Consider the following 24,658-nt stretch of genomic DNA (forward strand, 5'->3'; position numbering starts at 1 on the left):
CCAAGCGGATAGACCGCCTTACAGCGTGGCGGTTCAGTAGTCGAATGCGGTTTGGCTCGGGTGTCGGTCATGCTCTGGGGATGGCCAGCCCCACTTATGACGCGGAGAGTGTCCGAAAAAGCAACTACAGGCCTGAACGCAAAAGGCCCGTCAATGACGGGCCTTCCAGACGCCTATATGTAACTTAGGCTGAAAGCTCAACCAGCAGCTTGTTCAACCGTTGCACATAGCTGGCTGGGTCCTTGAGGCTGTCACCAGCGGCCAGCGCGGCTTGATCGAAGAGAATGTGCGACAGGTCGGCGAAGCGATCCTCGTCCGGCTCTGCGTCCAGCTTCTCGATCAATGGATGCTGCGGGTTAATCTCGAAGATCGGCTTGGACTCCGGCACCTTCTGCCCGCTAGCCTCGAGAATCTGGCGCATCTGCAGCCCCAGATCCTGCTCGCCAATCGCGAGAATCGCTGGCGAGTCGGTCAGACGGTGCGATACACGTACCTCAGCAACGGCATCACCTAGCGCGCCCTTGAGACGTTCGACCAGCCCCTCCTTCGCTTTGGCGACTTCTTCCTGAGCCTTCTTGTCCTCCTCCGAGTCCAGCTTGCCCAGATCGAGATCGCCTCGAGCAACATCTACGAACTGCTTGCCATCGAATTCGGTGAGGTAGCTCATCAGCCACTCATCGATACGATCGGTGAGCAGCAGCACTTCGATGCCCTTCTTGCGGAAGACTTCCAGATGCGGGCTGCTCTTGACCTGGGCGTAAGACTCACCGGTCAGGAAGTAGACCTTGTCCTGCCCTTCCTTCACGCGACCCAGGTAGTCGGCCAGCGACACGCTTTGCTCACCGGAAGCATCCTGGGTCGAAGCGAAGCGCAGGAGTCCTGCAATCTTCTCCTTGTTGGCGAAGTCTTCCGCTGGACCTTCTTTGAGCACTTGGCCGAACTGTTTCCAGAAGTTCTTGTAGTCCTCCGGCTTGTCCTTGGCCAACTTATCGAGCATGTCCAGGACGCGCTTGGTCAGCGCCGATTTCATCGAGTCGATGACCGGGTCCTTCTGCAGGATTTCCCGCGAAACGTTCAGCGATAGATCGTTGGAGTCGACCACACCTTTAATGAAACGCAGGTACAGCGGCAGGAACTCATCGGCCTGATCCATGATGAACACGCGCTGTACGTAAAGCTTGAGCCCCTTGAGTGCCTCGCGCTGATACAGATCGAACGGCGCGCGGCCCGGTACGTAGAGCAACGAGGTGTATTCCAGTTTCCCCTCGACCTTGTTGTGGCTCCAGGCCAGCGGATTCTCGAAATCGTGGCCGACGTGCTTGTAGAACTCCTGGTATTCCTCGTCCTTCACCTCGGTGCGTGGACGAGTCCAGAGCGCGCTGGCGCGGTTGACGGTTTCCCACTCGGGCTCGGCCGGCTTGTCCTCCTCCTCGCCATGGAGTTCTTTGGGCAGTTCGATGGGCAGCGCAATGTGGTCGGAGTATTTCTTGATGATGTTGCGCAGACGCCAGCCATCGGCGAACTCTTCTTCGCCCGACTTGAGGTGCAGAACGATACGGGTTCCGCGCTCGGCTTTTTCGATGGTGGCGACCTCGAAATCACCCTCGCCCTTCGACGACCAGTACACGCCTTCCTCGGCAGGCGTGCCAGCGCGGCGGCTGAACACCTCGACCTGATCGGCAACGATGAATGCAGAATAGAAACCCACCCCGAACTGACCGATCAGGTGCGAATCCTTTTTCTGATCGCCCGTGAGGTGCTTCATGAAATCTGCGGTACCCGACTTGGCAATGGTGCCCAGATGGGTGATGACGTCGTCGCGATTCATGCCTATGCCGTTATCCTCGAGGGTAACGGTCTTGGCATCCTTGTCGAACGTGACGCGGATCTTCAGGTCGGCACCACCTTCGAGCAGCTCCGGCTTGGCCAGCGCTTCGAAACGCAATTTGTCGGCGGCATCGGACGCGTTGGAAATCAGCTCGCGGAGGAAGATTTCCTTGTTCGAGTACAGCGAATGGATCATCAGGTGAAGCAGTTGCTTCACCTCGGTCTGGAAGCCCAGGGTTTCTTTGTTTTGAGTTTCCACACTCATCGTCTTGCAAACTCCACATCGTCAATGGCAGGGACCGCAATTGCGGCAATGACAAGCAGATGGGGGCTGGGTGAGGAAAATCAAGTGCGTCGAGCGGCATCCTCTACTTCAGTTCGAAGCCGGAACCGCCAGACAGATGCCGGCGATCCGATGCTACGGCTCAAGCAGTTCGAGCAGGACGATATCGTCCGGCGCTAGATTGTAGATAGCCTCTCCAGGCCCTTCCAGAATCCGCCGAATTGCCAAATTTCCGTCTCGATCGACACCGACGAAGCGCCCTTCGGCCACCCCGCCGCGTTCCGTATGTGCCCGCATCTGAAGATGTTCATAGCGCGCTGGATTACGCAGTAACCGCTCGAGGGAAAACCGCTGTCGGCGATCGGTGCGAGGCAATGGTGTGCTGTCCGTAAGCACTTCCGATCGGATTGCCTCCACCTTGGGTTGTGTTTCGACTTCTAAAGGCAGAGGTGGATAATCATCGTTTTCGACCGCCCAGCCTCGTTCATCCTTACGAACATTCAGCTCGAAACGGTCGGTCGTCCCCTTCACCTCTGCTTGCACAGAGATAACCAGAGCCGAGGCCGGAAAGCTGACGGGCGCTAGCAATTCGATGGTTACGGCGGGCGTCTGGAAACGTCTCTGCAGGTAATCCTTGGCCAGATAAGTGAGCGTATCGGTCGAGTCGTGAGTCAGATCGACCTGACCCGAGCGATAACGAAGCTCATCCGTGAAAAGCTCGACATGGCCGCTGATACTGGTGCGGTAGTACGCTGGCAGAACCAGGTGAAAGCCGCCGGCCAACCTGTTCGGTGGCACCGGTTGCAGATCGAGATGCAGGGTGTAGCCGCTCTTGATCGTACGCGCTTCTGGCAACACCTGCTCCGGACGCATCCAGTTGATCTCGATTTCGGGCATCGGATTGGCATCCTGGGGCAGCACATCGACCTGCAGCGCGCCCGTCGGAGCGGCACCCAGGCGAATGATGATCTCCTGCAACGCGAATAGACCATCGCCCTCCCGCAGCGTCAGCACGCCATCCATGAGCGTGCCAGAGCGGGGATTGAACGGGAGCCCATCAAGCTGGCCACGCAGTTGGATGGCCAGGTCATGGCTCTGCGCGTGTTCGTCCGGCTCAAGCCATTTGAGGCTGGCAATCGCCGCGACTCGTTCCGGCTCATGATTGGCGAGCAGTGTGAACCCGACAACCAGAGGTATGAATCCCAGCCCTGAGAGGCCGATAGCCTTTCGAGCGACGCTCCAGTATCGAATCACGTAGAGCAGAGTGATCGGCGGAAGCAGGCTTCCAACACCCCACAGCAAGCCCGTTTCAAAGGCCAGAACGATCAACCAGACGATACCCGCTACTATCAGCAGCAGCCCGCCCAGTATCAGCAACGCATCCATTCAACACCCTTCATACATCTGTAGTGGCAACCGCCAGACGTATCAGGGCTCGTTGACCTTGAAGTGACAACGTGCAGTGGCTATTGGCTCGGCCTGATTCGTTTGCCAGGCTGTCACGGCGACGTTGGCTACCCGACGCCCCTGACGCCAGACCTGGCATGCGGCAAAGGTGTCACGATAGTGACCGGCCCGAAGATAATCTATCGAGAAGTCGATGATTTTGGGCAAATGTGGCGCGCCCATGAACATCAACAGATGGAGCATCGCTGCATGCTCCATGAAGCCTGCAATCACACCACCGTGGATAGCCGGAAGCGTGGGATTACCGATGTTGTCCAGGTTCTTTGGCAGCCGGAATACCATCTCATCGCCCAACCGCAAACACTCGATGCCGATGAGCTTGGCATACGGCACCATTTGCAGCAGCGCATCGTAATTGTTGCTGGCGTGAGCTTCGCTGACCAATACATCAAGATCCAGACGGCTCATCGAGGCACCTCCGGCACCGGAACCGGGGCGTTCGTACCCATGCGCATAAATGCCCCGACGACGTGTGCGATCGGCTCATTGATATTGCGCTGGTAGGCCACCCCGCGCGTGAAGATTACCGTCGGTGTGACCCGATAGCATTCCGCGAAGCCGAACACATCATGATTCGGTTCCGCCGGGTGCATGTAATCGATGCGCAGGTCGAGCGTCGGACAGATTTCCAGTTCGGGTAGCGCACACGCCGTGGAGATACCGCAGGTCGTGTCCATGAGCGTAGTGATCGCCCCGCCGTGAACACGCCCGCTTTCAGGATCGCTGACGATCTTTTCGCTGTACGGTAGGCGCAGTGTGAGCCCTTTGGCATCGGCGTGTTCGACGCTCATGCCGAGGACTTGGCAGTGACGTAAAAATGAAAGGAAGCGCTGGGTGCGCTCCAGTATCAGGCTATCGCTCATGCGAACTCTCGAATGGAAAAAAGCCGAGCATATTAACCGGGTCGGTCGTGGCGCTCTATTCCTTGGGAAGCTCGGCAGGCAAGGTTGGCGTAAATACCATCACCTTCAGCACGTCGGAATGAAATTCGCGCCGATAGAGGATCAACACGACTCCAGCCGTCACACCCATGAAGAACCAGGGATGGATGAACCACGCCAGCGTGGCCATGCCGAAATAATACGCACGCAGCCCGAAGTTGAACTGGTTGGCCGCCATCGAAATAACCCGGGCGGAGCGCTCGGCAAATGATTTGCGCTCCTGGTCGCTGACGTTGCGCTCACCGGCCATGGGCGCCGAAGCGACCAGCACAGCGGCAAAATTGTACTGCCGCATGCACCAGCTGAAGGTAAAAAAGGCGTAGACGAAGACGACACCCAGTGAGAGCAGTTTGATTTCGGAAAGCCCTCGGCTCACTGGTTGCGCGAACGGCAAATCAGCCAACAGCGAAACCGCTCTGTCCGAAGCGCCCAGCGCGGTGAGGATGCCCGCCAGGATAATCAGCGTACTGGATGCGAAGAAGCTGGCATTGCGCTCCAGATTGCCGATCACGTTCGCATCGGCGATTCGGTTGTCACGCATAAGCATGCGCTGCATCCAGTCCTGACGGTAAAGATGCAGTACCGAGGCCAGGCAAGCCGTATCCCTGGCTCGCCAACTGGCATACCGGGTATACCCGGCCCAACAGAGGATGAACCAGACCACGGCAATCAGGTGCGGCAGCAGATGACTCGGAATAGACATAACGCCTCCAAACACTCGCGCCTGATTATAGCCAGCCAATACCGACGCCTCGGCTCCCAGGCTTGCAGTCCCAGGGGCGCTCGCTAACGCTGGGCGGTCCGAGCGGTACCGAGCAGCCGATCGATCACAAATGCTATAGCCAGAGTGACCAGCACCGGCACCAGCCAACCCATGCTCTGCGCCGCCAGCGGCAACATGGTGAACATATCGGGAACCAGATTCGTGAAGCCGGCAGCCGAAAGACCATCCGCAACGCCGAAAACAAGGGTCACGGCCATCACCGGAACGAAAACACGGCTCGGCGAGACCCAGCAACGGTCAAGCAGACTCAGCGCAACCAGCATGATCGCAAGCGGATAGAGTCCGACCAGCACCGGTACGGAAACGCTGATCAGCTGAGTCAGCCCCTGGTTCGACACCAACAGGCTAAACAGAGTGAACACGACCACCACCACCCGGTAACTGACCGGAAGGAGACCGCTGAAATATTCGCCGCAGGCAGTTGTCAGTCCGACCGCAGTGGTCAGACACGCCAGGGTTATCACCACGGCCAACAACAAGCTGCCCGTAGTACCGAATGTGTGCTGCACGTAACTAGTGAGGATCTGCACACCGTTCTGCGCGTCGCCTGCGATGCCCTGGCTAGTCGCGCCAAGATAGAAAAGCGCCAGATAAACAAGCGAGAGCCCAACCGCTGCAATGGCTCCGGCAATCACCGAGTAGCGCGTTACCAGCGCGGGCTCCGTCACACCTCGGTCGCGAATGGCGGTGGCGATAACGATGCCGAACACCAGCGCACCCAACGTATCCATCGTCAGGTACCCTTCAAGAAAGCCCTTGAGTAATGGGCCGTTGTGGTAGCTCTCAGCTGTGGTGCCGATTTCACCGGCTGGCGCGAAAAGAGCTGCCCCACCGAGAACCAGCAAAGCCGCAAGCAACACCGGCGTAATGAATTTACCGACCCGATCAACCAGCTGACCGGGATTCAGTACGAGAAACAGCGTCGCAGCAAAGAACAACGCGGTGTAAACGAACAGCGGTATGGCCGAGTTTCCGGTGAACGGCGCCACGCCCATTTCGAAGGACACCACCGCTGTGCGCGGCGTCGCGAACAGCGGGCCGATGGCCAGATATACCGCAACGGCTAGCAGCGTTCCGGCGCCCCGCCCCAGTGGCGCGGTTAGCCTGTCCATACCGCCGCCAACGCGCGCCAGCGCAATTACGGTGAGCAGCGGCAACCCAACACCGGTCAACAAGAAACCCATCGCGGCGGGCCAGATGGAATGCCCGGCAGCCATACCGGCGCTTGGTGGGAAGATGATATTGCCAGCGCCGAGGAAGAGCGCGAATGTCATGAATCCAAGGGCCAGCAGATCCAGGCCTTTCAATCGAGTCATCGTTTATTACCACTGCAGGAGGTTCTGGTTCGAAGGACGCACCCAGGCGCATCCGTCTCGGCAAGCGGACAGTATCCGTCGAGCCACGCGAGAAAAAAGGACGCACCTTAATGGAATTCCCGCTCTAGAGCGAGACTTTGCCAATTTTCGACGATGTTGCGCTGACAAAGCCAACCACTTCGCCCCGAGGCGACGGCACATAAACAGCTGAGCATTACGAAATCGGGAAAGCGCCCCGGCAGTTCACGCCCTCACATGCCACGTAATTCAGCCCTGTACGATCCGATCAGAAAACGGTTTCCGCTGAAAACCGCTAATGCCGTTCAGTTAAGCGATGCAGCTAACGCTCCATGCTGCGCTTTGTTAGCCAGCTGACTAAGAGAGTCAGCTGCACCAGCTGCAATTGCAGGACTCTGGAAACAAAAATGCCAGTCAGACAGGCTGACTGGCATCTCGTGTCGCAGGTCAGAAATCAGCCTTGCTTGACTTCCCAACCGGTCAGTTCTGCAAGCGCCTTGCCGATATCGGCAAGCGAACGAACAGTCTTGACTCCGGCATCCTGCAGCGCAGCGAACTTCTCGTCAGCGGTACCCTTGCCACCAGAGATGATCGCACCGGCATGGCCCATGCGCTTACCGGCGGGAGCCGTCACACCGGCAATGTAGGAAACGACCGGCTTGGTGACGTTCGCCTTGATGTAGGCTGCGGCTTCTTCCTCGGCGGAGCCACCGATTTCACCGATCATCACGATCGCTTCGGTCTGCGGGTCTTCTTGGAACAGCTTGAGGATGTCGATGAAGGTCGAGCCTGGAATCGGGTCGCCACCGATGCCGACGCAGGTGGACTGACCGAAACCGGCGTCAGTGGTCTGCTTGACCGCTTCGTAAGTCAGGGTGCCGGAACGTGAAACGATACCGACCTTACCAGGCAAATGAATATGACCTGGCTGGATACCGATCTTGCACTCACCCGGAGTAATTACGCCGGGGCAGTTCGGGCCAATCAGACGCACACCCAGCTCATCGCACTTGATCTTCACTTCAAGCATATCGAGGGTCGGGATGCCTTCGGTGATGCAAACGATCAGCTTGATGCCGCCAAACGCAGCCTCCAGAATCGAATCCTTGCAGAATGGCGCCGGTACATAGATGACGGACGCCTCGGCACCAGTCGCCTGCACCGCTTCCTTGACGGTATTGAATACCGGGAGGCCGAGGTGGGTAGTGCCGCCCTTGCCCGGCGTCACGCCGCCAACCATCTTGGTTCCGTACTCGATGGCCTGCTCGGAGTGGAAGGTGCCCTGCGAGCCGGTAAAGCCCTGGCAGATGACCTTGGTGTCTTTATTGATCAGGACGCTCATTATTTGCCCTCCGCGGCTTTGACGACTTGAATGGCCGCATCGGTCAGGCTGGTCGCGCCGATGATGTTCAGACCACTTTCACCCAGCATCTTGGCGCCAAGTGCGGCATTGTTGCCTTCCAGGCGAACGACCACCGGCACCTTCACGCCGACTTCCTTGACCGCACCGATGATGCCTTCGGCGATCATGTCGCAGCGGACGATGCCACCGAAGATGTTGACCAGAACAGCGGCAACGTTTTCGTCGGAAAGAATGATCTTGAATGCCTCGGTAACACGCTCTTCGGTAGCGCCGCCGCCCACGTCGAGGAAGTTAGCTGGCTTGCCGCCGTGCAGGTTGACGATGTCCATGGTGCCCATCGCCAGACCCGCGCCGTTGACCATGCAGCCAATGTTACCGTCCAGCGCTACGTAGTTCAGCTCCCACTTGGCCGCGTGAGCTTCGCGCGGGTCATCCTGAGAGGGATCCTGCATGCCGCGCAGCTTCGGCTGGCGGTAGATGGCGTTGCTGTCGATGTTCAGCTTGGCATCCAGGCAGTGCAGGTTGCCGTCTTTTTTGATGACCAGCGGGTTGACTTCCAGCAGCGCCAGGTCGTAATCGACGAAAAGCTTGCCCAGGCCTACGAAGATGTGCACGAACTGCTTGACCTGATCGCCTTTCAGGCCCAGCTGGAACGCCAGCTCGCGGCCCTGGAACGGCTGAGCGCCGACCAGCGGATCAATCGTGGCCTTGAGGATTTTTTCAGGGGTATCGTGAGCGACCTTTTCGATGTCCACGCCACCTTCAGTGGACGCCATGAACACGATGCGGCGGGTGGCGCGATCGACCACGGCGCCCAGATAGAGCTCCTTGTCGATGTCGGTGCAAGCTTCGACGAGAATCTTGCTGACCGGCTGGCCGTTGGCGTCGGTCTGGTAGGTCACCAGACGCTTGTCCAGCCACTGCTCGGCGAATGCACGGGCTTCGTCCTTGCTGCGTACCAGCTTGACACCACCTGCTTTGCCGCGGCCACCAGCATGTACCTGGGCTTTGACCACCCACTCGGTGCCACCGATATGGTCACAGGCTTCCGCCGCTTCCTTCGGGCTATCGACTGCGTAGCCTTTGGAAACTGGCAATCCGTACTCAGCAAACAGTTGCTTACCCTGATATTCGTGAAGATTCATCTTAGCTACCGTTCGGTTTGATGTGCATCAGACGTTGCATGTATGCCGCGTCGCCTCAAGTCGCTGAAAACTATCGAGAACACCTTTCAGAGACCTGTCATACCTTGCGTGAAGGTATCGACGGATTGCGCTGTGCCGATGGAACAATGCAATCCGTCTTTTTTACCGCGGCGCTATCAGCGCTTTTTGCGGTTGGCAATGTGGATGGCGTGGCCATTCACCGCCAATGCTGCTTCGTGCAGCGCTTCGGACATGGTCGGATGCGAGAACACCATCATGCCCAGATCTTCAGCACTGGTGCCGAACTCCATACCAATTGCGCCCTGCTGAACCAGTTCCGCCGCAGCCGGACCCATCACATGCACGCCGAGTACACGGTCGGTCTTGGCATCAGCGATCACCTTGACCAGGCCAGCGGTGTCGTTGGCAGCCATTGCACGGCCGCTCGCAGCGAACGGGAAGGTACCGACGTTGATTTCCACGCCCTCGCCTTTCAGCGCCTGCTCGGTCTTGCCGACCCATGCGATTTCCGGATGGGTATAGATGACCGAGGGAACCAGGTCGTAGTTCATTTGCGACTTGTGTCCGGCGATGCGCTCGGCAACCATCACGCCCTCTTCCGAGGCCTTGTGGGCGAGCATGGCGCCACGCACCACGTCACCGATCGCATAAACGCCGGGAACGCTGGTAGCGCAATAGTCGTCGACGAAGATGAAGCCACGCTCGTCCATGTCGACGCCGGCATCGGCAGCCAGCAGATCGGTGGTGACTGGACGACGGCCAACCGCAACGATCAACTTGTCGAAGGTCTGCTGCTGCTCGCCATCGGCATTGGTGAAGTTGACAGTGACCTGATCGCCCTTCACTTCGGAACCAGTGACACGCGCACCCAGCAGGATTTTCAGACCCTGCTTGCTCAGAACCTTGAAAGCTTCCTTGGAGATCTGCTCGTCAGCGGCCGGCAGGAACTTGTCCATCGCTTCCAGCACGGTGACTTCAGCGCCCAGACGAGCCCATACCGAACCCAGTTCCAGGCCGATCACGCCGGCACCGATGACGCCCAACTTCGCCGGGACGCTCTGGAAGTCCAGCGCACCAGTGGAATCGACAATAGTGTTCTGGTCGACAGGTGCGGGCGGAATGTCCACCGGCTTGGAGCCCGAGGCCAAAATGACGTTCTCGGCTGCCAGCGTTTCGGTACTACCGTCGAGCTTGGTGACTTCGACCTGCTTGCCGCTGAGCAGCTTGCCATGGCCTTCAAAAACGGTGACACCATTGGCTTTCAACAGCCCCGCAACGCCGCCGGTGAGATTCTTAACGATCTGGTCCTTGCGGGCCACCATGGTCGGAACGTCCATCTTGACGTCGCCAGTGCTGATACCGTGAACCTTGAAGCTCTCGTGGGCCTCATGGAACTTGTAGGAACTGTCCAGCAGCGCCTTGGAAGGAATGCAACCCACGTTCAGGCAGGTGCCGCCCAGTGCGGTTTTGCCTTCCTTGCCCTGATATTTTTCGATGCAGGCGGTCTTCAGACCCAACTGAGCGGCGCGAATCGCTGCTACATAACCGCCGGGGCCGGCCCCGATGACGACGACGTCGAATTTCTGGCTCATTACGAATCCTCTTTAAGCAAAGCTGCAAGCTGCAAGCTACAGATCGAACGGACTGCTATCACTAGCAACTCGCGACCTGCAGCCTGCGGCTGCTATTAGATGTCCAGCAGCAAACGGGCCGGATCTTCCAGCAGGTTCTTGATGGTCACCAGGAAGCTGACCGCTTCCTTACCGTCGATCAGGCGATGATCGTAGGACAGCGCCAAATACATCATCGGACGGATGACTACCTGACCATTGATGGCCATCGGGCGCTGCAGGATGTTGTGCATACCCAGGATGGCGGCCTGCGGCGGATTGACGATAGGCGTCGACATCATCGAACCGAAGGTACCGCCGTTGGTGATGGTAAAGGTGCCGCCAGTCATTTCGTCGATCGACAGTTTGCCGTCGCGGGCCTTCTTGCCAAAGGTGGCGATGCCGCTTTCGACTTCAGCCAGGTTCATCAGTTCGGCATTACGCAGGACCGGCACGACTAGACCACGGTCACTGGAGACGGCCACGCCGATGTCCTGATAGCCGTGGTAAACGATGTCGGTGCCGTCGATCGAAGCGTTGACTGCCGGGAAGCGCTTCAGCGCCTCGACAGAAGCCTTGACGAAGAAGGACATGAAGCCCAGGCGCACGCCGTTGTGGGTCTTCTCGAACAGATCCTTGTACTTCGAACGCAGGGCCATGATTTCGGTCATGTCGACTTCGTTGAAGGTGGTCAGCATCGCCATGTTCGACTGTGCTTCGACCAGACGCTCGGCAACCTTGGCGCGCAGGCGAGTCATCGGGACGCGCTTCTCGGTGCGATCGCCGGCAGCAGTAACGACGGGCGCGGTAGCAGCTGCACCGGGCTTGGCGGCAGCGGCGGGTGCGGACTTCTTGGCTTCGATGGCAGCAACCAGATCTTCCTTGGTGACGCGACCGTCTTTGCCAGTGCCCTTGACGCTGTTGGGATCGATGCCATTTTCTTCGGCGAGCTTGCGCGCGGCCGGAGCGAGGATGGCATCTTCACCGCCCGCGGCAGGTGCCGGCGCAGCAGCAGGGGCAGCGGCCTGAGCCGGGGCTGCAGCAGGCGAAGACGCGGCGGCGGTAGCGCCAGCATCCAGCTTGCCGAGCAGCTCGCCGCTCAGTACGGTGTCGCCCTCATTCTTGACGATTTCGCTCAGTACGCCATCCGCTTCGGCCAGTACTTCCATCACGACCTTGTCGGTCTCGATGTCGACGATCAGTTCGTCGCGCTTGACTGCATCGCCCGGCTGCTTGTGCCAGGTAGCAACGGTGCCGTCAGCAACCGATTCAGGAAATTGAGGGGCTTTGATCTCGATAGCCATTAGCTGGGGTCCTATTTGATTCGGTTTTTACATCGAGGCCGCGGTTTTCGCGGCCTCTTGCAAGAATGATTAAACGGTGAAGGCGTCCTGCAGCAGTTTCTCCTGCTGCTCGGCGTGCATGGATGCATAGCCGACCGCAGGTGCAGCAGAAGCTTCACGACCCGCGTACTGCAGGAAGAGCTCCTTCTTGTGCGCGACGGCAACACGACGCATGTGGTGCTGGCTGCAGTACCACGCGCCCTGGTTCATCGGTTCTTCCTGACACCAGACGATGCTCTTGAGGTTCTGGTACGGCGCGAGCACTTCGGCCAGATCCTCTTCCGGGAACGGGTACAGCTGCTCGAGACGAACGATCACGATATCTTCGCGACCTTCGTTACGACGCTTGTCCAGCAGATCGTAGTAGACCTTGCCGCTGCACATGACCAGACGTTCGACCTTGCTCGGCTCGATCTGATCAATTTCCGGAATCACGGTCAGGAACGAGCCCTGGGTCAGTTCCTCCAGCGTCGAGGTCGCCAGCTTGTGGCGCAGCAGCGACTTCGGCGTCAGGGCCACCAGCGGCTTGCGCAGCGGGCGGATCGCCTGACGACGCAGCATGTGGTAGACCTGTGCCGGCGTAGTCGGTACGCAAACCTGGATGTTGTGCTCGGCGCACAGCTGCAGATAGCGCTCCAGACGTGCTGACGAATGCTCAGGCCCCTGCCCTTCATAGCCGTGCGGCAACAACATGGTCAGGCCGCAAAGACGGCCCCATTTGTGCTCACCGCTGGTGATGAATTGGTCGATGACGACCTGCGCACCGTTGGCGAAGTCGCCGAATTGAGCTTCCCAAACCACCAGCGCGTTGGGCATGGTGGTGGCGTAACCGTATTCGAACGCAAGCACCGCTTCTTCGGACAGGAAGGAGTCGTACAGGTCGAAGCGCGGCTGTCCATCATAGAGATGCTGCAACGGAATGTAGGTGCTGCCATCCTTCTGGTTGTGCAGCGCCGCATGGCGGTGCGAGAAGGTACCGCGACCGACGTCCTGACCGCTGATGCGCACCGGATGGCCTTCGAACAACAAGGTCGCATAAGCCAGTGTCTCGGCGTAGCCCCAGTTAATCGCCAGCGCGCCAGCACCCATCTTCTGACGGTCTTCGAGAATCTTCGAAACCTGGCGCTGAACAACAAAACCTTCGGGAGTAGCCAGCATTTTGCTGGACAGTTCCTGCAGGGCTTTCAGGTCGAAACGGGTATCGTGGCGCGCGGTCCAGGCATGACCCAAATAAGGGCGCCAATCGACGAAGAGCTCCTTGTTGGGCTCTTTGACCAAGCTCTTGACCACGTGCAAGCCATTGTCTAGCGCGGTGCGATATTCATCGACCTTTGCCTGCACCTGCGCATCTTCCAGCACCTTCGACTGCATCAGCGAATCGGCATACAGCTCACGGGTGGTGCGCTGCTTGGCGATCTTCTGATACATCAGCGGCTGAGTACCGCTCGGCTCGTCGGCCTCGTTGTGACCACGACGACGGTAGCAGATCAAGTCGATGACGATGTCCCGCTTGAACTGCATGCGGTAATCGACAGCCAACTGCGTAACGAACAGAACAGCCTCCGGATCATCCGCATTCACATGGAAGATCGGCGCCTGGATCATCTTGGCAACGTCGGTCGCGTACTCGGTGGAGCGCGCGTCTTCCTGCTTGTTCGTCGTGAAGCCGACTTGGTTGTTGATCACGATGCGGATGGTGCCGCCGGTCCGATAGGCTCGGGTCTGCGACATCTGGAAGGTTTCCATGACCACGCCCTGGCCGGCGACCGCCGCATCACCATGGATGGTTACCGGGAGCACCTTGTCGCCTACCGAATCAGAACGACGGTCCTGACGCGCGCGAACGGAACCTTCGACTACCGGGGAAACGATTTCCAGGTGAGACGGGTTGAAGGCCATCGCCAGATGGATTTCGCCACCTGGCGTCATCACGTTCGAGGAAAAGCCCTGGTGGTACTTAACGTCGCCCGAGCTGAGACCTTCGACTTTCTTGCCTTCGAACTCATCGAACAGGTCGCGCGGGTTCTTGCCGAAGGTATTGACCAGCACGTTAAGACGGCCGCGGTGGGCCATGCCGATGACGATTTCCTTGGTGCCGTACGAACCGGAACGCTGAATGATCTCGTCGAGCAGTGGAATCAGACTCTCGCCGCCTTCCAGGCCGAAGCGTTTGGTGCCCGGATACTTGGTGCCTAGGTACTTTTCAAGGCCCTCGGCAGCAGTCAGACGCTCGAGCAGATGGCTTTTGATTTCCGACGAGAAGACGGGACGCCCACGGACGCTTTCCAGGCGCTGGATGAACCAGTTGCGCTGATCGGAATCGACAATATGGGTAAATTCGGCACCGATGGTGCGACAATACGTCTCTTGCAACGCCTGCTGAATTTCCCGCAATGTCGCCTGATCCCTGCCCATGGCAAGGTCACCGGTGCGGAAAACCGTATCCAGGTCGGCATCGGTCAAAGCGTAGTTGTTGATGGCAAGATCAGCCGGAGCCGGGCGCTGCTGCAAGCCGAGCGGATCAAGCTGTGCAGCCTGATGGCCACGCATCCGGTATGCCTGTATCAGACGCAGGACTTCGACCTGCTTCTTCTCATGCTCGCTACTGACGCTGCCTGCCGAAACAGGCTGTGCGCGACGCTGGTTCTTGGCCAGCAGGACGAAGTGATCGCGAATCGTCGAATGCGAAACATCGGCCGTAGCGCCGCCACTGATGGGCAACTTCTGGAAGTAAGTGCGCCACTCTTCGGGCACAGCGTTGGGATCGTGCAGGTAGAGCTCATAAAGCTCTTCCACATAGGCAGCGTTACCACCGGATAGGTGGGCACTGTCCCACATGCGCTGCATTACGCTTTCTTGCATGTCTGGTCACCTTCGATAAGGAGACACCACCAGCGTGGAGACCGCAGCATGACTTCCCAAGTTCTGAAGCAGCGACCCAGGTAAAGCCACTACGGACCGCGCAGATAGTTTCCGAGAACCACCCCGGATGCTCCTGCTGGTCATCAAATTTTCAGAGCGAAATCCCGGCTTTGTGAGCTGAGATTCCTACTAAGACTACGGCGCCGTCGTTGGAACTTCGGCGCCGCAGGTGTCGCGGTAAAGCATTAGGGGCCTACGGTCACTCAAGTAACCGTGGCCACCCTTGGCACGTCAGGTTGCACTCTGCAACAGCATGTTCCGCACATGACCAATCGCCTTGGTCGGGTTCAACCCTTTCGGGCAAACACTTACGCAGTTCATGATGCCGCGGCAGCGGAACACACTGAACGGATCGTCCAGCGCAGTCAGACGGTTCTCAGTCTCGGTGTCGCGGCTATCGGCCAGGAAGCGGTAGGCCTGAAGCAGCGCAGCCGGGCCAAGGAACTTGTCCGGATTCCACCAGAAGGATGGGCAGCTGGTCGAGCAGCAAGCGCACAGAATGCACTCGTACAGACCGTCAAGCTTTTCCCGATCTTCCGGACTCTGCAGACGTTCGATAGCCGGAGCAGGCGTATCGTTCATCAGATAAGGACGAACCTTCTCGTACTGCTTATAGAAGATGCCCATATCGACGGCCAAGTCACGAATAACTGGCAAACCAGGCAGCGGGCGAACCACCAGCTTGTTGCCCTTGACCACGGCCGACAGCGGAGTGATGCAGGCCAGGCCATTTTTGCCGTTCATGTTCATGCCATCGGAGCCACAGACTCCTTCGCGGCAGGAACGACGATAGGAGAAACCTTCGTCCTGTTCCTTGACGAGCGCCAAGACGTCGAGAACCATCAGATCTTTACCATCGGTATTGATCTGGAAGTCCTGCATGTATGGCTTTTCGTCTTTATCCGGGTTGTAGCGATAAACGCTCACTTGCAACATATCGGCGACCTCAGTAAGTCCGGACCTTGGGTTCGAAAGTCGGAACTGTCTTCGGAGAGAAGTTCACGGCACGCTTGGCTACACGCTTCTCACCTGGGAAGTACAGGGTGTGGCACAGCCAGTTTTCATCGTCACGCTCTTCGTAATCTTCACGAGCATGCGCACCGCGGGATTCTTTGCGGTTTTCAGCAGCAATGGCAGTCGCTTCGGCAACTTCCAGCAGATTCTGAAGTTCCAGCGCCTCGATACGCGCGGTATTGAACGCCTGGCTCTTGTCAGAAATCTTGACGGTAGCGATACGCTGACGCAGATCAGCCAACTGGGCGATGCCCTTCTGCATATATTCGCCAGTACGGAACACACCGAAGTAGTTCTGCATGCAGCTTTGCAGCTCTTTACGCAGCGAAGCGACATCTTCACCAGCAGTCCGCTCGTTCAGACTGGCCAGGCGATTCAGCGCCACGTCCAAATCGGTTTCCGTAGCACCGCGATGCTCGATACCGTCCTTCAGCGCTTTTTCCAAATGCAGACCAGCCGCACGGCCGAATACGACCAGATCCAGCAGCGAGTTGCCGCCCAGGCGGTTGGCGCCATGCACGGATACGCACGCCACTTCGCCTACGGCAAACAAGCCATCGATAATCTTGTCATTGCCGTTGGCATCCTGGGTCATTGCCTGACCGTGGATATTGGTGGCGATGCCGCCCATCATGTAATGGCAGGTCGGAACAACAGGAACCGGAGCAGTGACCGGATCGACGTGAGCAAAGGTCTTGGACAGCTCACAGATACCCGGCAGACGGCTGTGCAGCACTTCTTCGCCGAGGTGATCGAGCTTGAGCATCACGTGATCGCCGTCCGGACCACAGCCGTTGCCAGCCAGGATTTCCTTAACCATCGAGCGAGCGACGACGTCACGACCGGCAAGATCTTTCGCGTTCGGAGCATAACGCTCCATGAAGCGCTCGCCGTGCTTGTTGATCAGGTAACCACCCTCACCACGGCAACCTTCGGTCACCAGCACGCCAGCACCGGCGATACCCGTCGGGTGGAACTGCCACATCTCGATGTCTTGAACCGGCACACCGGCACGCAGCGCCATACCGATACCGTCACCGGTATTGATCAGGGCATTGGTGGTGGATGCATAGATACGACCGGCACCGCCGGTAGCCAGAACCACGGCCTTGGAGCGGATATAAACCGTTTCGCCATTTTCGATGCAGATTGCGATGATGCCGACGATGGCACCATCCTGGTTCTTCACCAGGTCGACGCCGTACCACTCATTAAGGAAAGAGGTGCCGGCTTTCAGGTTGGCCTGATAAAGCGTGTGCAGCAGCGCGTGACCGGTACGGTCGGCCGCAGCACAGGTGCGGGCAGCCTGACCGCCCTTGCCGTAGTCCTTGGACTGACCACCAAACGGACGCTGGTAAATACGGCCCTGCTCGGTACGAGAGAACGGCAGCCCCATGTGCTCCAGCTCAAACACCGCTTCAGGTCCAACGGAACACATGTATTCGATAGCGTCCTGATCGCCGATGTAATCGGAACCCTTGACGGTATCGTACATATGCCAACGCCAATCATCGTTCGGATCGGCCGAAGCGATAGCGCAGGTGATGCCACCCTGAGCGGAAACGGTATGGGAACGGGTCGGGAAAACCTTAGTCACCACCGCAGTTTTGTGGCCACCTTGGGCCAGCTGCAGCGCGGCGCGCATGCCCGCGCCACCGCCACCAATAATGATGGCGTCATAAGAAAGAGTACGAATGCTAGCCATGGATCAGATACCCCAAAGAATCTGCACACCCCAGACGAAGAATGTGAACATGGCGATGCCACACACTGCCTGGAAGAGGAAACGCACACCGGTAGCCCACTTACCGATTGCCATGTTGGTCAGGTAGTCAGTGGAAATGGTCCACATACCAACCCATGCATGCACACTCAGGGCGACCAGTGCCAGCAGACTGAAGATACGCATCCAGCTGGACGAAAAGAGTCCCTGCCACTGAGCGTATTCCAGCCCCGGATTCACAAGCAGGTATCCGATCAGAAAAATGAAGTAAGCCGCGAGAACCACCGCAGAGACGCGCTGAGCCATCCAATCGTACAGACCCGAACGCGAGAAGTTCGTGACGTTAGTTACCATATCCAGACTCCCGCCAGAACGATCAGCACCGCCGAAACGGCCAGAACGATTTTCGAGCCCAGCTTGCCGCCTTCCAGCGTCTCACCATGCCCGGTGTCCATGATCAGGTGACGCACACCCGCCACCAGGTGGTACAGCAATGCAGAAAGCAGCGCCCAGATCACCAGCTTGGCTAGCGGACTGCTGATATACGCTTTCACTTCTTCGAAGCCTTCGGCAGAAGAAAGCGAGACATCCAGCGCAAGCAGCAGAATGGCCACACCAACAAACAGTATCACGCCGGAAATGCGGTGAAGGATTGAGGTGTAGGCAGTGATTGGGAGCTTTATTGTCCTAAGATCTAGGTTTACAGGTCGTTGGCTTTTCACGGCTTTTTTTCACACTTGAGAGCCCCCGAAAACGCAGGGCAGTTGTTGGGAAGAGCACGCAGCGGTACCCGCCACCCACGAGTGACAACCCACAGGAAACTGCCTGTTAGGCCCCTGCCGGTCGGTCGCCGAGTATAAACAGTTAGGTGGCTAATGACAATGTGGTGAAGTGCCACTAAAGGCGCATGGCGTCCCTGATTACAAATGCCGTAAATAGCATCTTCTGGTTGCGAATTCACCCGTAAAAGCCCTCTGTAACAGGGCGCCCGCGTAAATTGACTTTGAGATTTATCTCACTATAGTGATGCGGGCCCTGCGTGGGGGGCCATGATGATTCCAAGCATAAAACAGGAGGCCATACATGGCTGACAACAAAGCGCAGTTGATCATCGAAGGCGCAGACGCCATCGAACTGCCCGTTCTAACCGGCACCGTAGGGCCTGACGTAATCGATGTTCGAGGCTTGACCTCCACGGGTCGTTTCACCTTCGATCCCGGCTTCATGTCCACCGCCTCTTGCGAATCCAAGATCACCTACATCGACGGTGACAAAGGCGTTCTGTTGCATCGCGGCTACCCGATCGAACAGCTGGCCGAAAAAGCAGATTATCTCGAGACCTGCTACCTCCTGCTGAATGGCGAATTGCCTACCGCCGAAGAAAAGGCGAAGTTCATCAGCACCGTGCAAAACCATACGATGGTTCACGAGCAGCTCAAGTCCTTCCTTAATGGCTTCCGCCGCGATGCACACCCCATGGCCATCATGTGTGGCGTTGTCGGTGCGCTGTCGGCCTTCTATCACGACTCGCTGGACATCAACGACCCGAAGCATCGCGAAATTTCAGCGGTGCGCCTGGTCGCCAAGATGCCGACACTGGCCGCCATGGTTTACAAATACTCCATGGGTCAGCCGATGATGTATCCGCGCAACGACCTGAACTACGCTGAAAACTTCCTACACATGATGTTCAACACACCTTGTGAAGTGAAGCCGATCAGCCCGGTGCTGGCCAAGGCTATGGACCGCATCTTTATTCTGCACGCCGATCACGAGCAGAACGCTTCTACCTCTACCGTCCGCCTTGCCGGCTCCACCGGCGCCAACCCATTCGCCTGTATTGCCGCTGGCATTGCAGCGCTCTGGGGGCCGGCACACGGCGGCGCCAACGAAGCCGTCCTCACCATGCTGGACGAAATCGGCGACGTATCGAACATCGAGAAGTTCCTGGCCAAGGCCAAGGACAAGAATGATCCATTCAAACTGATGGGCTTCGGCCATCGCGTCTACAAGAACTTCGACCCGCGCGCCAAGGTCATGAAGCAGACCTGCGACGAAGTGCTGGGTGAGCTGGGCATCAACGATCCGCAACTCGAGCTGGCTATGAAGCTGGAAGAGATCGCGCTGAACGATCCCTACTTCGCCGAGCGCAACCTGTACCCGAACGTCGACTTCTACTCGGGCATCATCCTCAAGGCGATCGGCATTCCGACCAGCATGTTCACGGTGATCTTCGCGCTGGCACGCACCGTCGGCTGGATTTCGCACTGGAAAGAAATGATCGCATCCGGCCAGAAGATCGGACGCCCACGTCAGCTGTACACCGGCCACCCGCAGCGCGATCTACCTCGCTGAGTTGTTAGCTGGAAATACAGTCCAGGACTGCTAACGAACCCCGCCAAATCGGCGGGGTTTCGTTTTTCTGGGCAAGTAAATTGTTGTCTCCCCAGAGAGCCTGACCCATCTTGATCGCTCCATGTTCCCGCGCGGGAGTCGTTGCTCCGGACGCTCTGCGCGCTAGACACTCGCAGCTGACTCAGAGCATCAATCAGGTAGCGGCCTCACGCGAGATCAAATGGTCAACAAAGCCAAGGAGAGACACTCCGAGTATCGGTATCGGCGTAACCAGGCGGGAGCGCAAGAACGATCAAGCCGGTGAACAGATCAGGCAGTCGCCTGCTCCAGCCAGCCAAGCAATCGAATCGCATCATCCCGATGATCGCCACAGACACTACGATCAGCCATGAAAGCAGCACAAACAGCCGGCCGCGTAGGATGACCAAACAGCCCGCACAGATTCGAATCGGAAAGATGCAAACAACGCGCTCCAGCCGGCTTACCGAAAGGCATGCCAGGGATAGGCGAACTGATCGAAGGGGCAATACAGCAGGCACCACAACCGGGACGGCAATTCATTCCAATGTTCCGAAATGAAAAAAATGGGCGGCGATAATAATCGTTGCCTGGGCAGAAGCACCAGAGCCCGCAATAAGTGCCGGAAGCTTGCTAGGCGAACTGCATCCAATAGGGCTTTCTGTCACTCGCCAGGCGGAAACCGATTGCTCTTGGCACCGCACCGCCGAACAATCCGGACTGCAAGACAGACTGTCCATTCACGCGGACATTACAGCCCGGCATGTCGCTTCCGCTGGACAGCGATCCGCACTGACGAACACCCCAACCAAATTTCATCTTCATCGAGCTAGAGCGGCGCGACACCAGACGATCGACCGGCTATCGGGAGCCGAGCCTCAGCGCTTGCGCCTGGCACGCGTTTGGCTCCATCTGATGCGCCTGGCCGCTGCCGTATTCTTTCGCCCGGGCGCACTCGCCTCGTGGCGTCTGCCGCGGGCACGACAACAAGAAGAAGGAAGCCCCCATGAAAGCACTCCGTGCAACCCACGCACGCCGCTCGGCGTCGTCGCGTCTGCTGCTTGCCGCACCCGCTCTACTGGCAGCGGCAATTGCCCAACCCACTCTTGCCGCCAGTTGCAACGAACTCTCCGGAGCCAAGATTCCAAGCGCGGCGATCGCATTACCTACATCCGGCGCCAGGGTAACGTCCTCCACCCTGGTGGCTGGCGGTGGCAATGCGCCGCAGACCTTCGGCGCGCATTGTGACCTGAACGTGGAAATCGCCCCGGTCGACCCGAGCGCACCGACGATCAAGATGCGCATCGTTCTGCCGGAGCAGTGGAACGACAAGGCGATGATGTACGGCGGTGGCGGTTATAACGGCACCGTCCCCAACGTGGCTGGCAACGTCCCGGCCGGACCGATCGACCAACCGACGCCGCTGGGCCGTGGCTATGCCGTATTCGCCAGCGACTCGGGGCATGTCGCCAACCCGGTTAACCCCGGTGATTTCGCTTGGAACGAAGAAGCGCTGGCCAACTATGCCCACGATGCGCTGAAGAAAACCCGCGACACCGCAATGTACCTGATCGAACAGCGTTACGGTCGCCAGCCGCTGCGCAGCTATTTCGCCGGCGGCTCGACCGGTGGGCGCGAGGCGCTGGCCGTGGTGCAGCAATGGCCAAAGGACTTCCAGGGGGCAATCGTGCTCTACCCGGCCTACAACGCGGCGGCGCTGGATCTGCAATTCGGTCGCATCACCAGAGCCTTGGCGGCGCCTGGCGCCTTCCCCAGCCTGGAGAAACGCGCGGCATTGCTGGAGGCCGCGATGCAGGCCTGCGACGGACTGGACGGTGCGCGTGACCGAGTAATCAGCAATCAAAACGCCTGCAATGCCCGGTTCGATCCGGCCAAGGCCAAACTCAACGGCCGTCCGCTGCGCTGTCATGGCGGGGCCGATACGGGCAACGACTGCCTGTCCGATGCGCAGATCAAGGCGCTCAAGGTGTTCGACACGCCCATCCGTTTCAGCCGGCCGCTGGCCAGCGGCGAGCGCGGCTATCCCGGCTTCAATACCTGGGGCACCGATCTGGGTCGTCCAGGCGACGGGTTGCAGTTGGTGGTCAATCGGCTGGGCTTGAATACATTGCAGCCGGACTATCCGATGCCCGTGCACGGCACCGGTTTCGCGGAGGGCGCGCCTTACCCTTCAGGATTCTGGGATGAGTGGGTGCGCTACTTCGTTACGCGCAATCCGGCCTTCAATTCGCTGACGCTGGACCCGACCAACCTTGGCCCCTGGCAGGCACGCATCGATGCGCTGTCGCTGCGCCAGGACGTCAACCAAACCGATCTATCGGCCTTCGCCGAAAACGGCGGCAAGATCCTCATGGCCCATGGCACCTCGGATCAGCTGGTCAGCACCCGCGCTACGGCCGAGTACTACCAGCGCGTGCAGCGAGACATGGGCGTTGGGCAGACCCGACGGTTCATGCGCTATTACGAAATCCCCGGTTATGCCCATGCGGCCAGCACGGTTTTCAACGCCTCCTGGGATTCGTTGACGGCGCTGGAGAACTGGGTCGAACGGGGCATCGTGCCCAAGCGGCAGATCGTCACCGACACCGCCGCAGTGCCGGGTCGTACCCGTCCGCTGTGCGAATACCCGGCATGGCCGAAGTACGTAAGCAAGCGCGACGTGAATAAGGCTTCGAGCTTCGCCTGTGTCAAAAGCCGGAAAGGCTGGTAATTAAGCGTGGGATGGTGCGAGCCCATCTCACTAAAGCAGCCGGTGTCGCGATCATTGCATGAGCATGGAGCGCGACACCGGCTGCGCGCACGATGCCCCCTGTCGGCGACACAGACTGCTCCAGTTATCCACCCTCGATCACCAGCAAGCGTCCGACTCGCTGGACATCAGCGGCCCGCCATTTCAGTACATGTCCAGTATGGCGGACAGTATGGATCGCCCCTCGCCCTCTTCGCATCTGCCGGGCCAACCGCCTGCACCCCTCTGGCTCGCTTGTTTCAGGTTCCATTCATCTTTTTTCGCTTGGTTTTAAGGGACTGGCACGGCATTCGCTCAAGCAGTTCCATCGTTCCAGATAGGCGCAGACCTGAATCGGTACGACTTTGCCAGTGATTCATCCGCAACGCTGCACCCATAACAACAAGAGGAAACCCCATGCAACATGACCGCAAGACCATCTGCCAACTGCTATGCGCAGGCGCCGCACTGAGCGTCGCCGGACCCGCCAGCGCGGCTTTCTTCGACGACAGCAAAGCGGCCATCGAGCTGCGCAACTTCTACATGAACCGCGACTTTCGCGGCAGCGAGTCCACCCAGGCCAAGGCCGAGGAATGGGCTCAGGGCTTCATTCTGAAATTCGAATCTGGCTACACCGAAGGTCCGATCGGCTTCGGTGTCGATGCCCTCGGCCTGCTCGGCGTCAAGCTCGACTCCAGCCCGGATCGTACGGGTACCGGAATCCTGCAGCGAGACAGGGAGGCGCCTAACCGCGCTCAGGACGATTACGGCTCCGCCGGCCTGACGGCAAAGGCGAAGATGTCCAACACCACCCTGCATGTCGGCACGCTGCAGCCGGTTCTGCCGGTGATCATGCGTAACGACAGCCGCCTGCTGCCCAACACCTATCGCGGCGCCTGGCTGCAGAGCAAGGAAATCGACGGCCTCACCCTCGACGCCGGCAAGCTCACCGATGTCAGCTATCGCGACTCGTCGGACAGCGAAGACATGACCGTTTTCAACGGCGGTCTGCGCAACATCACCTTTGGCAACAAGACCACCAGCGACGAATTCCTGTTCGCTGGCGGCCGTTACCAGTTCACTCCAGAACTGACCGGCAGCTACTACTACGGCGGGCTGGATGGCATCTACGACCAGCACAATTTCAACGTCGTGCACGTGCTGCCGATCGGTGATAACCAGAGCTTCAAGACCGATCTGCGCTACGTGCGCTCCACCGACGATGGCGGCAGCAACGTCGATAACAACGCCTTCGGCGCGCTCTTCACCTACAAGATCGGTGGCCATGGCTTCACCGGTGGCTATCAGAAAATGAGTGGCGACACCGGCTTTGCCTACATCAGTGGCGGCGATAATTCGCTGATCAACCTGTTGCAGATCAATGACTTCGGCAACGAAGATGAGAAGTCATGGCAAGTTCGGTATGACTATGATTTTGCTGCCATGGGCATCCCCGGATTGAGCCTGATGACCCGCTACGTGACCGGCGACAACGTCGATCGCGGTGCCGGGCTGAGCGAAGGCAAGGAATGGGAACGCAACACCGACGTCGCCTACGTAGTCCAGAGCGGACCGTTGAAAAACCTCGGACTGAAGGTGCGCAACGCGACCGTGCGCAGCAACTTCGGCAGCGATCTGGACGAAACCCGCTTGATCCTCAGCTACACCATGGCGCTGTGGTAACAGCGCAGCGGCACTGAACGCTCCGCTCCTCATTGGTTTTACCGGGCCTGCCATGGCCCGGTTTTTTTGGTTTTGG

At 58.6% G+C, this 24,658-nt stretch carries 19 protein-coding genes; 3 read left to right on the forward strand and 16 right to left on the reverse strand.

The window, feature by feature from the left end; all coding sequences use genetic code 11:
- Positions 1-184: 184 nt before the first annotated feature.
- The 15 genes from htpG to sdhC all read right to left on the reverse strand — a co-directional run bounded on the left by htpG (position 185) and on the right by sdhC (position 18,499).
- Positions 185-2,092 carry a molecular chaperone HtpG gene (gene htpG, locus GYM54_RS04140; protein ID WP_181104127.1) on the reverse strand — a complete coding sequence of 636 codons (1,908 nt, stop codon included), beginning with the start codon at positions 2,090-2,092 and terminating at the stop codon, positions 185-187.
- Between the two features lie 153 nt (positions 2,093-2,245).
- Complete coding sequence (locus GYM54_RS04145) at positions 2,246-3,496, reverse strand: MFS transporter (RefSeq protein ID WP_181104129.1); 1,251 nt, start codon at positions 3,494-3,496, stop codon at positions 2,246-2,248.
- 42 nt (positions 3,497-3,538) lie between these two features.
- Positions 3,539-3,985, reverse strand: coding sequence for a PaaI family thioesterase (locus GYM54_RS04150; RefSeq protein WP_181104131.1), 447 nt, complete (start codon positions 3,983-3,985; stop codon positions 3,539-3,541).
- Positions 3,982-4,440 (reverse strand): PaaI family thioesterase, encoded by a 459-nt coding sequence (locus GYM54_RS04155; protein ID WP_181104133.1) that lies wholly within the window; start codon positions 4,438-4,440, stop codon positions 3,982-3,984. Before GYM54_RS04155 ends, GYM54_RS04150 begins: the two co-directional genes overlap by 4 nt.
- Positions 4,441-4,495: 55 nt before the next feature.
- Positions 4,496-5,221 (reverse strand): DUF599 domain-containing protein, encoded by a 726-nt coding sequence (locus GYM54_RS04160; RefSeq protein WP_131651540.1) that lies wholly within the window; start codon positions 5,219-5,221, stop codon positions 4,496-4,498.
- Positions 5,222-5,304: 83 nt separating this feature from the next.
- The gene (gene brnQ / locus GYM54_RS04165) at positions 5,305-6,618 is read right to left on the reverse strand and encodes a branched-chain amino acid transport system II carrier protein (protein WP_181104135.1); all 1,314 of its coding nucleotides are present in this window, start codon (positions 6,616-6,618) and stop codon (positions 5,305-5,307) included.
- A 472-nt stretch (positions 6,619-7,090) separates the two neighbouring features.
- The gene (gene sucD / locus GYM54_RS04170) at positions 7,091-7,978 is read right to left on the reverse strand and encodes a succinate--CoA ligase subunit alpha (protein WP_131651542.1); all 888 of its coding nucleotides are present in this window, start codon (positions 7,976-7,978) and stop codon (positions 7,091-7,093) included.
- Positions 7,978-9,144 carry an ADP-forming succinate--CoA ligase subunit beta gene (gene sucC, locus GYM54_RS04175; protein WP_131651543.1) on the reverse strand — a complete coding sequence of 389 codons (1,167 nt, stop codon included), beginning with the start codon at positions 9,142-9,144 and terminating at the stop codon, positions 7,978-7,980. The genes sucD and sucC overlap by 1 nt, the downstream gene beginning before the upstream one ends.
- 176 nt (positions 9,145-9,320) lie before the next feature.
- Positions 9,321-10,757, reverse strand: coding sequence for a dihydrolipoyl dehydrogenase (lpdA, locus tag GYM54_RS04180; RefSeq protein WP_181104137.1), 1,437 nt, complete (start codon positions 10,755-10,757; stop codon positions 9,321-9,323).
- A gap of 95 nt (positions 10,758-10,852) precedes the next feature.
- Entirely contained in the window at positions 10,853-12,079 is a 1,227-nt protein-coding gene (gene odhB / locus GYM54_RS04185) for a 2-oxoglutarate dehydrogenase complex dihydrolipoyllysine-residue succinyltransferase (protein ID WP_131651545.1), read from the reverse strand.
- Positions 12,080-12,148: 69 nt separating this feature from the next.
- A complete protein-coding gene (locus GYM54_RS04190; RefSeq protein ID WP_181104140.1) occupies positions 12,149-14,980 on the reverse strand; it encodes a 2-oxoglutarate dehydrogenase E1 component in 2,832 nt (943 codons plus the stop codon).
- 291 nt (positions 14,981-15,271) lie between these two features.
- Positions 15,272-15,976 (reverse strand): succinate dehydrogenase iron-sulfur subunit, encoded by a 705-nt coding sequence (locus tag GYM54_RS04195; RefSeq protein ID WP_131651547.1) that lies wholly within the window; start codon positions 15,974-15,976, stop codon positions 15,272-15,274.
- A gap of 10 nt (positions 15,977-15,986) precedes the next feature.
- Positions 15,987-17,759, reverse strand: coding sequence for a succinate dehydrogenase flavoprotein subunit (gene sdhA, locus GYM54_RS04200; RefSeq protein ID WP_131651548.1), 1,773 nt, complete (start codon positions 17,757-17,759; stop codon positions 15,987-15,989).
- Between the two features lie 3 nt (positions 17,760-17,762).
- Complete coding sequence (gene sdhD / locus GYM54_RS04205; protein WP_181104146.1) at positions 17,763-18,131, reverse strand: succinate dehydrogenase, hydrophobic membrane anchor protein; 369 nt, start codon at positions 18,129-18,131, stop codon at positions 17,763-17,765.
- Entirely contained in the window at positions 18,125-18,499 is a 375-nt protein-coding gene (gene sdhC, locus GYM54_RS04210; RefSeq protein WP_131651550.1) for a succinate dehydrogenase, cytochrome b556 subunit, read from the reverse strand. The genes sdhD and sdhC overlap by 7 nt, the downstream gene beginning before the upstream one ends.
- 361 nt (positions 18,500-18,860) lie before the next feature.
- Here sdhC and gltA point away from each other — a divergent pair, with 361 nt between their 5' ends.
- Entirely contained in the window at positions 18,861-20,132 is a 1,272-nt protein-coding gene (gltA, locus tag GYM54_RS04215; RefSeq protein WP_131651551.1) for a citrate synthase, read from the forward strand.
- A gap of 309 nt (positions 20,133-20,441) precedes the next feature.
- Here the strand turns inward: gltA and GYM54_RS21690 are convergent, their stop codons facing one another.
- Entirely contained in the window at positions 20,442-20,693 is a 252-nt protein-coding gene (locus GYM54_RS21690) for a YkgJ family cysteine cluster protein (RefSeq protein ID WP_131651552.1), read from the reverse strand.
- A gap of 463 nt (positions 20,694-21,156) precedes the next feature.
- Between GYM54_RS21690 and GYM54_RS04220 the strand changes: the two genes are divergently transcribed.
- Together GYM54_RS04220 and GYM54_RS04225 are read left to right on the forward strand one after the other, a co-directional pair.
- Positions 21,157-22,881: a tannase/feruloyl esterase family alpha/beta hydrolase gene (locus GYM54_RS04220; RefSeq protein ID WP_197445130.1), complete on the forward strand. Its 1,725-nt coding sequence runs from the start codon at positions 21,157-21,159 to the stop codon at positions 22,879-22,881.
- 435 nt (positions 22,882-23,316) lie between these two features.
- Positions 23,317-24,582 (forward strand): OprD family porin, encoded by a 1,266-nt coding sequence (locus GYM54_RS04225; RefSeq protein ID WP_181104162.1) that lies wholly within the window; start codon positions 23,317-23,319, stop codon positions 24,580-24,582.
- The last annotated feature ends 76 nt before the right edge of the window (positions 24,583-24,658 follow it).

Source organism: Pseudomonas sp. MTM4 (assembly GCF_019355055.1).
Taxonomy (GTDB): Bacteria; Pseudomonadota; Gammaproteobacteria; order Pseudomonadales; family Pseudomonadaceae; genus Stutzerimonas.